Raw genomic sequence first — 11124 nt, 5'->3', positions numbered from 1 at the left:
GTGCACTGGTGTGTGCGTTCGACCTGACCCAGGTGTTCATCCTCAACATGACCTACGACATCCGCCTCAAGTCGGTGTCATCCCAGCTGTTGTTGTTGAGCCTGTTCCTGCTCGCACCCTACGCACGGCGACTGTTCACGGCGTTGTTCACCGATCGCGCCGTCTCTGCCGCCGAATCCGTGCCTCTGTTCACCGGTCGTCGCGCCAACCGCGTGGCGGTGATCGCTCAGCTCTGTGTCGGCGTCGTCGTGCTCGCCGCGTTCGGTGGCCAGGGCTGGCAACAGTTCACCCGGCCGACACCGAACCTCTACGGCATCTGGCAGGTGGACGGGTTCTCCACGGAGGGTTACCGGCGTGATCCGCTACTGACTGACGAACTCCGTTGGCACCGTGTGATATTCGACCGCCCCTTCCTGATGTCGGATCCCGTGATGGTGACCGTGCAGCACATGGACGACTCGTTCGAGGTGTTCGGTGGAACCATCGACCCCGCCAAGCACTTCATCGACCTCGACAATCGGATCAAGCTGGGCTCGTTCGAGGAGACCCCCACGTCCATCAGGCTGACCTACTGGTGGCCCGATGACGGCACCGACCGGATCGTGATCGACGGCGAGGACTTCGCCGGGCACCGAATCCACGCGTGGTTCACCCGTTTGGACCCGGCGTCGTTCCCGCTCCTCGAACGCGGCTTCAACTGGGTACAGGAGCAGCCGTACAACAGGTGAGAGCCCTTCAGAAGGCTCCCTCGTCCAGATCCATGACGCCGAGGTCGACGCCTTCGACGATCTTGCGTTCGGCACTCAGCCGCGGCAGTACGTTCTTCGCGAAGAACCGTGCCGCCGTGATCTTTCCGGTGTAGAAGTCGCGGTCGCGGTCGGTGATCTCGTCGTCGAGCGCGTCCAGGGCGATCTCGGCGCCGTGCAGCAACAGCCATCCGATCAGGAGGTCGCCGACGGCCAGCAGGAACGCCACCGAGTCCAGCCCCACCCGGTACAGCTCGCGGGCGCTCTGCTGGGATTGGATCAGGAATCCGGTCAGCGTGGCGACCATCGACTGCACGTCGGCGAGCGCCGTGGCAAGCAGGGCTCGGCAGTCTGCGAGTTCGGCTCGCGCGGAGTCACTTTCGACGAAGGCCTGGACTTGGCCCGCGACGTGCGCCAGCGCGGCGCCCTGGTCCCTGGCGATCTTGCGGAAGAAGAAGTCCTGCGCCTGGATCGCGGTGGTGCCCTCGTAGAGCGAGTCGATCTTGGCGTCGCGGATGTACTGCTCGATCGGGTAGTCCTGCAGGAAGCCGGAACCACCGAAGGTCTGCAGGGACTCCGTCAGCGTCTGGTAGGCCCGCTCGGACCCGACGCCCTTCACGATCGGCAGCAGCAGGTCGTTGACCCGTTCGGCGAGGGCCGCGTCCGCCCCCGATACGATCTCGGCGGCGCAGCGGTCCTGATGCGCCGCCGTGTAGAGGTACAGCGCCCGCAGGCCCTCGGCGTAGGCCTTCTGCGTCAGCAGCGCCCTGCGGACGTCGGGGTGGTGCAGGATGCTGACGCGGGGTGCGGCTTTGTCCGTCATCTGGGTCATGTCGGCGCCTTGAATGCGGGTCTTGGCGTAGTCGAGTGCGTTCAGGTATCCGGTGGAGAGCGTACTGATCGCCTTGGTGCCCACCATCATTCGGGCATATTCGATGATCTTGAACATCTGGGCGATGCCATTGTGGGTGTCACCGACCAGCCAGCCGACCGCGGGCCTGTCGTGCTGACCGAACGTCAGCTCACACGTGGCGGACACCTTCAGGCCCATCTTGTGCTCGAGTCCGGTGACGTAGACCCCGTTGCGCTCGCCGGGCGCACCCGTCTGCGGGTCGGGCAGGAACTTGGGCACCAGGAACAACGAAAGGCCCTTGGTGCCCGGTCCGGCACCCTCGGGCCTGGCCAGCACCATGTGGAGGATGTTCTCGAACAGGTCATCGGAGTCGCCACTGGTGATGAAGCGCTTCACGCCGTCGAGGTGCCAGGTGCCGTCGGCCTGTTCGACGGCCTTCGTCCGCCCGGCGCCAACGTCCGAGCCGGCGTCCGGCTCGGTGAGCACCATGGTGGCTCCCCAGTTGCGCTCGGCCGCCATTGCGGCCCAGTGCTTCTGCTGGGAGTTTCCGACGTGATGGAGGATGTCGGCCAGCACCGGTCCGGCCAGATACATGAAGGCTGCCGGCTGGGCGCCGAGCGGGAACTCGTTGATCGCCCACGTCAGCATCGACGGTGCCAGGACTCCCCCGACCTCCTCGGACAGTCCGATCCGGAACCACTCGCCCCGCTGCCACGCCCTGAACGACTTCTTGAAGGCTTCGGGCAGCGTGACGGCATGGGTATCTGGGTCGAATGTCGGTGGGTGGCGGTCGGACTCGGCGAAGGATTCGGCCAACGGCCCTTCGGCCAGCCGGGCCGCCTCGTTGAGCATGTCGCGGATCGACGCCGCGTCCAGGTCGCCGAACTCGCCTGCGGCAAGCACCTTCTCGAGCTGGAGAACCTCGAAGAGATTGAACTCGAGGTCGCGCACATTGCTCTTGTAATGGCCCATGTGTTGCGCCTTTCCCGATCGAACTGCGCCATGCAGCGTAGTCCGATTACCGATCAGCGACCACGGAAACTGGCGGGCCTACGCTCGACGAAGGACGGGCGCCCGCTGTGATGGGGAATACATTCGCGGTCCGGCTGCGTTGCCAGTTCCATGCACGATCACATCGCCAGGGAGGCACCCGTGTGGATCGTCGAGGTCAACGTCTTGGGCCGTCGATTCACGCACCGGGTCAACGACCGTCTCGAGGTTCTCCGGTTGACGCCGCGGCTGGCCCAGTGGCGGCCGCGGAAGAAGTGCAACCCGCAGGCCGCCGCCTGATGCAGGCCGCTTCGGACTTCCGTCAGCTGACCGCTAGCCGGCCTTGAGCCAGCGGGCGCAGACGAAGTCGCCGTTGACCGCGGTCTCGGTCAGCCGCCACTCCGAACGCACCGGTAGCACTCGGGCCCCCGCGCCCAGTGAGCACGGCGCATAGCTCACGATCATCTCGTCCACCAGACCGGCAGCCACGAACTGTGCCGCGACGTCGCCGCCACCGATCAGCCACACGTCCCTGTCCGCCGCGGCGGACACCAGCGTCGGGTGCAGTGCGGTGACGTCACCGGAGAACGTCCGAACCGGATGCCCGGCGGCGATGATCTCGGGTCGGTGGGTGAGCACCCAGCTTGGCTGTTCGTACATCCAGTCCCCCGGCTGGTTCTCGACGAGCCACTCGTAGGTGGTCGATCCCATCGCCAGCGCCCCAACGTCTTTCGCGAATGCCTCGTACCCGAACGGGCCACCTGGGTCGACGTCGCGTGAGGTCAGCCAGTCAAGGCTGCCTGCGTCATCGACCACGAAGCCGTCAAGGCTCGACGCGGTGAAGTACACGGTTGCCATGTCAGGTCCTCCTCATCCTCATCCGACGGGGTCACCGGGGCCCACGAGCTCACTGTGCTCGAGTATGGCCCCGGCGTGCGACATCACCATTCCCGCTGTCTGACTGCCGCACTAGACTCCGGACGCAGTGAGCGAATTCGATGCGCTGTGTGCGAACGACGCCGACCTCGCCGGGATCCGCTCGGCGGTCCGGGAGTTCTTGGCGAGCGATCGGGACCGGTTCGGTTGGACGCCCGCCGTCGACTGCTGGCTGTCCAGCTGGGACGTCGACTTCAGCGTGCGGCTCGCCGAGGCCGGGTTCGTCGGGCTGACCATCCCGCTCGAGTACGGCGGGCGCGGTCTCGGATACCTGCACAGATACGTGGTGACCGAGGAGCTGCTCGCCCACGGGGCCCCCGTCGGCGCGCATTGGATCGCGGACCGCCAGGTCGCCCCCGGGCTGCTGACCTACGGGACGGAGGATCAGCGCCGCCGCCTGCTGCCTCTCATCGCGGCTGGACGGCTCTACTCCTCGATCGGCATGAGTGAGCACGGCGCGGGATCCGACCTCGCCGCCGTGCAGACCAGGGCGACGCGCAACGGCGACGGCTGGCTTCTCAACGGCACCAAGGTGTGGACGAGCGGCGCGCATCTCGCTCACCAGGTCGTCGTGCTGGCCCGCACCAGCCCGCTGGACCCCGATCATCGGCACGCCGGCTTCAGCCAGTTCATCGTGCCGACCGACCTGCCGGGGATCACCATCAGCCCCATCGTGCTCATGAACGGCGAGCACCACTTCAACGAGGTCCTGTTCGACGACGTGCGACTCACCGACGACGACGTGCTTGGCGAGGTCGGTGACGGATGGCACCAGGTCACCTCCGAGCTGGGTTTCGAGCGCAGCGGGCCGGAACGCTTCCTGTCGACGGCGACGCTGCTGTTCGAGATCGTCGGGGCCCTGCGGCGGCGCGACGTCGACGAGCGCACCGCGGCCGAGGTCGGCGACCTGGTGGCGCGGATGATCTCGCTGCGCCAGCTGTCGGTCTCGGTGGCACGGGCGTTGACTGCAGGGCAGGACGCAGGTGTCCGGGCCGCGCTCGTCAAGGATCTGGGCACCCGGTTCGAGCAGGAATCCGTGGAGGCGGCAGCCGATCTGATCGATGGTCTCGACGGGCCCGACGAGGTCCGGCTGCGGTCCTTGCTCGCCACTGCGCGGGTGCATTCGCCGCTGTTCACCCTGCGCGGCGGCACCAACGAGGTGCTGCGGGGCGTGGTTGCCAAAGCGGCGAAGGCCGCAACGTGAGCGACGAGCTGAGGCAGCTGGCCGACGAGATCGGCCGCCGGTCGTTCGAGGCGCGGGTGGGCCATCGCGGGCTGCCCGAGCCCTTCGACGACGAGCTGTGGCGGGTGCTGGAGGCGTCTGGTCTGACCCGGCTCACCAGCGATCAGGGCGCCGACCCGGCCGACGCCGCGGTGGTACTCGGCGTGTTGGCGCGCTACGCCGCCGCCGTGCCGGTCGCCGAAACCGATCTCCTCGCCGCATGGTTGGCCACGAGGGCGAACCTCTCGGTCCCCGCGGACGGGCCGCTAGTGGTGGCGATCGCCGACGCCGAGGCGCGCGACGGCCGGATCGCGGGCATCGCCGTCGACGTGCCGTGGCCCGCCGCCGGTCCGGTCGTGCTGGCCGCACGTGGCGCCGAGGCGACGTTCGTCGCCACGCTGGAGCAGCCGGCCGAGGCCACCACGCACAATCTGGCGGGCGAACCGCGCGGAGTGGTGGCCTTCGACCTGTCGCTCGGTGACGTCGTCGAACTCCCACGCAGCGTCGGTGATGAGCTGGTGCGTCGCGGCGCGTGGGCGCGGTGCGTGCAGATCATCGGCGCGTTCGACGCCGCCGTGCACCTCACCACCGCCCACACCGGCGAACGCAAGCAATTCGGCCGCGCGCTGAACAAGTTCCAGGCAGTCCAACATTCCTTGGCAGCCATGATCGGCGAGGTTGAGAGAGGCCGCGCGGCAACGGCTTTGGCGATCGCGGCCGCAAACGGCCACGGCTTCGACAGTCAGCGCGCCGATTACGCGGTGACCGTCGCGAAGGTGGCGGTGGGCCGTGCCGTCGGGCCGGTGACGACGATCGCGCACCAGTTGCACGGTGCCATCGGCGTCACGGCCGAGCACCAGCTGTGGCTGGCGACGATGCGGGCGAGGAGCTGGGCTGATGAGTTCGGCACCACGGGACGACACGCCAGGAGGCTGGGCCGCATGGCTCTGGCCGCCGATGATCCGTGGAGCTTCGTCGTCGGGCACTAGGAGTCCAGCACCTGGGCCAGCCTGGCCTGCACGACGTCCCGATCGGCGATGTCCGTGAGGTCGATGCCGAACGTCCCCGTCAACGCGTCGACCACCTGGGCTGCGGTGTCGAACCGCACCTTCTCCGTGACACCGTCCCGATGGATCGCCAGGTTGCGCCCCCGCAGATTCCACCGCGCGTCCTCGGTGATCAGCGCCACCGTCATGCCTGTGACGAAGTGTGAGGACGGGTGGGTCGAGACATACCAGCTGCCGACCTCGAGGTCGATGCGCGGCTGCGGACGTTCGGTGAATTCGTAGAGCTCCTGCCACTGTCCACGGACCTGGGCAGACAGCACGAATCCCTCGTCGCCTCGGACCAGCCGATACGGCTCGTGACGGGTCGACTGAATGTCGTTCGCGGCCAGACGGATCGGCGACGTGAGCGTCTGGCCTCCGAATCCGACGTCAACCAGGTAGCGCTCGTCGACGCCGGGCACCGTCACCGCGAGCACCTGGTGGGTCAGCGCGGGTTTGGGACTGCCCGGTTCTCTCATCCACACCACGCGGCCGGCGAGCCGGTCGACCCCATAGCCCAGCCGCGCAAGGACGAAGCCCATCAGGCCGTTGTGCTCATAGCAGTAGCCGCCACGACGGCGGTGCACCAGTTTGTCGGTAAGGGCCACGGGACCGAGGCCGTCGACCGGCACTCCGAAGAGGGGATCGAGGTTCTCGAAGGGGATGGACCCGTTGTGGGCGGCGACGAGCGCGGCCAGCACCTCGACCGTCGGCTGACGGGACCCGCGGTGGTCGATCCTCGTCAGATACGCGTCCAGGTCGGCCTCGGTCAGGTGATCGCTCATGGCGCCATGATGCGTCCTGTCGGGAACCGGGGTCGAGATCACACGTTTTCTGTGACTCGGGACACTGCGCTGTACTCCTCGGGCCAGGCACTATGGTGAGTTATGAGTAAATTGACGTCGGCGACGTTTGCCGCGTTGGCGGCGACCCTGGTTGGCCTCGGCTCGCTGGTGTCCGCGCCGTCTGCCAGCGCAGCCGAGATGCCGATGACCGGCCAATGGCGGGCCTGCGACTTCAGCAAGCAGAAGTGGGTCGAGGCGGTTGGCTACGCGCGACCCACCGCCCACTTGACCAACGATTCGGGCACCCTGAGGGCCACCATCGACATCAACACCGCGGTGCCCTACACCCACTACGACGTCCGCGTCATCCAGACACCCCGCGCCTCGATCGGGTGCGCACCCGGCGCCCCAGGGGTCATCACCGGCGGACTTCAGACCGACGGCGTCGGCGCCGGAACGACGACGATGCAGGGCGCGGTCCCCTCTGGTGCGACCGGGGCCTGGGTCATCGTCGAACGGCCGTCCGACCACTCGCAGACGCCCGCCGAGTTCTACACCACCGACTACGTCGCGCCCATCTAGCCATTTCACAGGCCGCGCCAGCCCCGGTAGACTGAAACTAGAACACGTTTCAATTTCACCGAGGGGACACCCGTGAACGCGACTGACATCGACCCGGCCGACGCCGTACCGAGCGCGGTCACCAAGTGGGACCCTGGCCTCACCGAACGGGTCATGGGTTGGCTGCGGCCGCTGATCAAGGGCTACCACCGCTCGGAGGTGCGCGGACTCGACGACTTCCCGCCAGGCGGTGCCCTCGTCGTTGGCAACCACTCTGGCGGACTCTTCGCGATGGACGTACCGGTGTTCGCGACGGGCTTCTACGAGAAGTTCGGCTTCGAGCGGCCGGTGTACACGCTCAGCCACGACATCATCTTCGCCGGCCCGACCGGCGACTTCTTCCGCAAGACCGGCTTCATCCCCGCCAACCACGAGAACGCCGACGAGGCACTGCGCTCCGGCGGCGTGGTCGTCGTCTTCCCCGGCGGCGACTACGACGTCTACCGGCCGACGTCGAGCGCGGGCAAGATCGACTTCGACGGCCGCACCGGGTACGTGCGCGCCGCGCTGAACGCAGGCGTGCCGATCGTTCCCTCGGTGTCGATCGGCGGGCAGGAGGCACAACTGTTCCTGTCCCGCGGCGAGTGGCTGGCCAAGACCGTCCGACTCGACAAGCTGCTGCGGGTCAAGATCCTGCCGATCTCCTTCGGCTTCCCGTTCGGCCTTTCCGCCGTGCTCCCGGTCAACGTGCCGCTTCCGACGAAGATCGTCACCCGCGTGCTGGCGCCGATCGACATCGTGGCCCAGTTCGGCGAGGATCCCGACGTCGACGAGGTCGACGCCCACGTGCGCCACGTCATGCAGAAGGCACTCGACGAACTCGCCGAGGAACGACGCCTTCCCGTGCTCGGCTGACCCGTGGCATTCACCGAACGGCTCACCGGCACGCTCGGCCTAGTGACCACCATGGTGCGGGCCGGCGTCATCGCCCCGCTGCGACCAGACAAGTATCTGCGGATCGCCGCCGCGATGGCCCGCGAGAACCTCGGCATCACATCGGGTTTCGCGAGCGCCGCTCAACGATGCCCCGACCGGCCAGGACTCGTCGACGAACTCGGCACGCTGACGTGGCGCGACATCGACCAGCGCGCCGACGCGTTCGCCGCGGCACTACAGTCGCTGCCAGGGGGTGCCCCGAACGTCATCGGGATCATGGCGCGCAACCACCGCGGCTTCGTCGAATCCCTGATCGCCGCCAACCGCATCGGCGCGGACGTGTTGCTGCTCAACACCTCGTTCGCCGGGCCTGCGCTGGCCGAGGTGGTGACGCGCGAGAAGGTCGACGTGATCGTCTACGACGAGGAGTTCACCCCAACCGTCGAACGGGCGCTCGCCGGGAATCCGGACGCGGTGCGGATCGTCGCGTGGACCGACACCTACACCGACGACGAGCTCACCGTGGAGACGATGATCGGCGTGCACTTCGGCGAGCAGCCGCGCCGCGCCGACAGCAGGTCGAGGGTCATCCTGCTCACCTCGGGCACGACGGGAACTCCCAAGGGCGCCACCCACTCTGGCGGCAGCCCGATGACGCTGAAGGGCATTCTCGATCGAACCCCTTGGCACGCAGAGGAAGTCACGGTCGTCGCCGCGCCGATGTTCCACGCCTGGGGCTTCTCGCAGTTGGTCTTCGCTGCGTCGATGGCATGCACGGTGGTCACCAGACGCAAGTTCGACCCAGAAGCCACGCTCAAGCTCGTCGACCGGCATCACGCCACCGGATTGTGCGTCGTCCCAGTCATGTTCGACCGAATCATGGACCTGCCCGACGACGTGCTCTCGCAATACAGCGGGCGGTCGCTGCGGTTCGCCGCCGCATCGGGCTCACGCATGCGCCCCGACGTCGTCACCAGCTTCATGGACCGCTTCGGCGACGTCGTCTACAACAACTACAACGCCACCGAGGCAGGCATGATCGCCACCGCGACCCCGGCCGACCTGCGCGCCGCACCTGACACCGCGGGCAGGCCCGCCGAGGGCACCGACATCCGCATCCTCGACGCCGAGCGCCACGAAGTTCCCACCGGCGACGTCGGCACGATATTCGTGCGCAACTCCACCCAGTTCGACGGCTACACCTCGGGCGCTACCAAGGACTTCCACGACGACTACATGTCGAGCGGGGACATCGGCTACCTCGACGAGGCGGGCCGGCTGTTCGTGGTGGGCCGCGACGACGAGATGATCGTCTCCGGCGGCGAGAACGTGTACCCCATCGAGGTGGAGAAGATCCTCACCGCTCACCCGGAGGTCTCCGAGGCCGCGGTGCTCGGCGTCGACGACGAACAGTATGGGCAGCGACTGGTCGCCTTCGTGGTGCTGGGGCCTGGTGGTTCGGCGAGCCCGGATTCGCTCAAATCGCACGTCCGCGAGAACCTCGCCAACTACAAGGTGCCGCGCACCATCAGCATCCTCCAAGGTTTGCCGAGGGGCAGCACTGGAAAGATCCTTCGTCGTGACCTTGAGGACCTCACCGAGAAGAACGGCGACGATGCGCAAATCTCGTAAGCGTTACCCGCTACTGCGAGCGACCGCCGAGCTGGTGAACGCCGCCAACGCGGTCCGACCGCTGGGCCGCGAAGGTTATGTCACCATTCCCGTGTTCTTCCTGGGCTGGCCGACCGGTGAGGCCGCCCCGGTGGTTGCGGGCGCGTCGATGCTCGACGCGGCCCGGCGTGGCCTGCGCGGCGACTTCAAGGGCCCGCGCGGCCGAATCGCCGTGGCGCTGACGGCGATCGCCTGGGGACTGCTCGGGTTCATCTACCTCCGCAGTACGAAGTCCCAGGAATCCTTCGAGGGCCCGCTGCGCGAGACGCTGGGCGACGACTACGCGGCGATCGCGGCCGAGGAGCGCCGCCGCCGGCGCGGTGGTGTGCTTCGGACGTCATGGGCGCGGCGTCAGTACGTCAAGAAGGCCGACGTCGTCCGATACGGCCCGCACCGCGCCAACGTCGCCGACGTCTGGCACCGCGGCGACCTGCCCCCCGACGGGAAGGCCCCCGTGTTGCTGCAGGTGCCTGGCGGCGCATGGGCGATCGGAATGCGCCGTCCGCAGGCATATCCATTGATGACGCACATGGCCGAACGCGGGTGGATCTGCGTGTCGATGGCCTACCGGGTCAGCCCGCGCAACACCTGGCCCGCCCACATCGTCGACGTGAAGCGTGCGCTGGCCTGGGTGAAGGAGAACATCGCCTCCTACGGCGGCGATCCCGACTTCGTGGCGATCACCGGCGGCTCGGCGGGCGGACACCTCGCGGCCCTTGCGGCCCTGACCCCCAACGAGGCGGAGTGGCAGCCGGGTTTCGAGGACGCCGACACCTCGGTGGTGGCCGCAGTGCCGATCTACGGCCGGTACGACTGGTTCTCCCGCGAGGGCACCGGGCGCCCAGAATTCATCGCGATCCTGCGGCGCTACATCGTCAAGAAGCGCTTCAACGAGAATCGTCAGGTGTACCTCGACGCGTCGCCCATCACCAAGGTGCGCGCAGACGCCCCGCCGTTCTTCGTGTTGCATGGGACGGACGACTCGATCATTCCTGTCAACGAGGGGCGGGAGTTCGTCGACGCGCTCGCCCAGAAGTCGGACGACGTGGTGATCTACTCCGAAATTCCGCATGCGCAGCACGCATTCGACTTCTTCGGCTCACCGCACGGTCAGTACACCGCGACGGCGGTGGCGCACTTCCTGGACTGGGTGAAGGCCAAGCGCGGGTAGCTCCGTCCCTACTGCGCCAGCGCGCTTTCGACGACCGTCAGCTCTTCGGAAAGCCCTGCGGCACGGCGGATTTCGATGAATGCCTCGACCATCGCCGCGGTCAGCTCGTGGGGGTCGTCGACCGTCGCACCGTCGGAGAGCACCGAGACGTTCAACTGATCGACGTAACTCCAGACCGTGATGTTGAGACCGCTGCCGGTGGTGAGC

At 67.4% G+C, this 11124-nt stretch carries 11 protein-coding genes and 1 pseudogene; 8 read left to right on the top strand and 4 right to left on the bottom strand.

Annotated elements, in window-relative coordinates; all coding sequences use genetic code 11:
* Positions 1-728 (top strand): annotated as a pseudogene (locus ACRDUX_RS14305) (DoxX family protein); the annotation flags it as partial.
* 7 nt (positions 729-735) lie between these two features.
* Here ACRDUX_RS14305 and ACRDUX_RS14300 read toward each other — a convergent pair.
* The gene (locus ACRDUX_RS14300; protein WP_526414685.1) at positions 736-2571 is read right to left on the bottom strand and encodes an acyl-CoA dehydrogenase C-terminal domain-containing protein; all 1836 of its coding nucleotides are present in this window, start codon (positions 2569-2571) and stop codon (positions 736-738) included.
* Positions 2572-2721: 150 nt separating this feature from the next.
* Here ACRDUX_RS14300 and ACRDUX_RS14295 point away from each other — a divergent pair, with 150 nt between their 5' ends.
* Complete coding sequence (locus ACRDUX_RS14295; RefSeq protein WP_526414684.1) at positions 2722-2889, top strand: hypothetical protein; 168 nt, start codon at positions 2722-2724, stop codon at positions 2887-2889.
* 33 nt (positions 2890-2922) lie between these two features.
* Here the strand turns inward: ACRDUX_RS14295 and ACRDUX_RS14290 are convergent, their stop codons facing one another.
* Complete coding sequence (locus ACRDUX_RS14290; RefSeq protein WP_526414683.1) at positions 2923-3447, bottom strand: dihydrofolate reductase family protein; 525 nt, start codon at positions 3445-3447, stop codon at positions 2923-2925.
* A gap of 127 nt (positions 3448-3574) precedes the next feature.
* Here ACRDUX_RS14290 and ACRDUX_RS14285 point away from each other — a divergent pair, with 127 nt between their 5' ends.
* Both ACRDUX_RS14285 and ACRDUX_RS14280 read left to right on the top strand, forming a co-directional pair.
* Complete coding sequence (locus ACRDUX_RS14285) at positions 3575-4729, top strand: acyl-CoA dehydrogenase family protein (protein ID WP_526414682.1); 1155 nt, start codon at positions 3575-3577, stop codon at positions 4727-4729.
* Positions 4726-5736, top strand: a complete 1011-nt coding sequence (locus ACRDUX_RS14280) for an acyl-CoA dehydrogenase family protein (RefSeq protein WP_526414681.1) — start codon at positions 4726-4728, stop codon at positions 5734-5736. The genes ACRDUX_RS14285 and ACRDUX_RS14280 overlap by 4 nt, the downstream gene beginning before the upstream one ends.
* Here the strand turns inward: ACRDUX_RS14280 and ACRDUX_RS14275 are convergent.
* Entirely contained in the window at positions 5733-6578 is an 846-nt protein-coding gene (locus ACRDUX_RS14275) for an arylamine N-acetyltransferase family protein (RefSeq protein ID WP_526414680.1), read from the bottom strand. The two genes, ACRDUX_RS14280 and ACRDUX_RS14275, sit on opposite strands and share 4 nt — an antisense overlap.
* Positions 6579-6680: 102 nt before the next feature.
* Between ACRDUX_RS14275 and ACRDUX_RS14270 the strand changes: the two genes are divergently transcribed.
* The 4 genes from ACRDUX_RS14270 to ACRDUX_RS14255 all read left to right on the top strand — a co-directional run bounded on the left by ACRDUX_RS14270 (position 6681) and on the right by ACRDUX_RS14255 (position 10917).
* A complete protein-coding gene (locus tag ACRDUX_RS14270) occupies positions 6681-7160 on the top strand; it encodes a hypothetical protein (RefSeq protein ID WP_526414679.1) in 480 nt (159 codons plus the stop codon).
* A 72-nt stretch (positions 7161-7232) separates the two neighbouring features.
* Positions 7233-8054, top strand: coding sequence for a 1-acyl-sn-glycerol-3-phosphate acyltransferase (locus tag ACRDUX_RS14265; RefSeq protein ID WP_526414678.1), 822 nt, complete (start codon positions 7233-7235; stop codon positions 8052-8054).
* Between the two features lie 51 nt (positions 8055-8105).
* Positions 8106-9707 carry an acyl-CoA ligase FadD12 gene (gene fadD12 / locus ACRDUX_RS14260; RefSeq protein WP_526414686.1) on the top strand — a complete coding sequence of 534 codons (1602 nt, stop codon included), beginning with the start codon at positions 8106-8108 and terminating at the stop codon, positions 9705-9707.
* Positions 9691-10917, top strand: coding sequence for an alpha/beta hydrolase (locus tag ACRDUX_RS14255; RefSeq protein ID WP_526414677.1), 1227 nt, complete (start codon positions 9691-9693; stop codon positions 10915-10917). The genes fadD12 and ACRDUX_RS14255 overlap by 17 nt, the downstream gene beginning before the upstream one ends.
* 8 nt (positions 10918-10925) lie before the next feature.
* On the opposite strand, the gene ACRDUX_RS14250 is transcribed toward ACRDUX_RS14255, so the two are convergent.
* Positions 10926-11124 (bottom strand): WS/DGAT domain-containing protein (locus ACRDUX_RS14250; RefSeq protein WP_526414676.1); only part of this gene is annotated, 199 nt, incomplete at its 5' end.

The sequence above is a fragment of the Mycobacterium sp. genome, from assembly GCF_050701675.1.
In the GTDB taxonomy this organism is placed as follows: Bacteria; Actinomycetota; Actinomycetes; order Mycobacteriales; family Mycobacteriaceae; genus Mycobacterium.
This window is presented reverse-complemented; position numbering and strand designations above follow the sequence as displayed.

Coding starts and splice junctions, on each gene's coding strand:
- ACRDUX_RS14300 (WP_526414685.1), bottom strand. CDS start 2,571: ATGGGCCATTACAAGAGCAATGTGCGCGACCTCGAGTTCAATCTCTTC.
- ACRDUX_RS14295 (WP_526414684.1), top strand. CDS start 2,722: ATGCACGATCACATCGCCAGGGAGGCACCCGTGTGGATCGTCGAGGTC.
- ACRDUX_RS14290 (WP_526414683.1), bottom strand. CDS start 3,447: ATGGCAACCGTGTACTTCACCGCGTCGAGCCTTGACGGCTTCGTGGTC.
- ACRDUX_RS14275 (WP_526414680.1), bottom strand. CDS start 6,578: ATGAGCGATCACCTGACCGAGGCCGACCTGGACGCGTATCTGACGAGG.
- ACRDUX_RS14270 (WP_526414679.1), top strand. CDS start 6,681: ATGAGTAAATTGACGTCGGCGACGTTTGCCGCGTTGGCGGCGACCCTG.
- fadD12 (WP_526414686.1), top strand. CDS start 8,106: ATGGTGCGGGCCGGCGTCATCGCCCCGCTGCGACCAGACAAGTATCTG.
- ACRDUX_RS14255 (WP_526414677.1), top strand. CDS start 9,691: ATGCGCAAATCTCGTAAGCGTTACCCGCTACTGCGAGCGACCGCCGAG.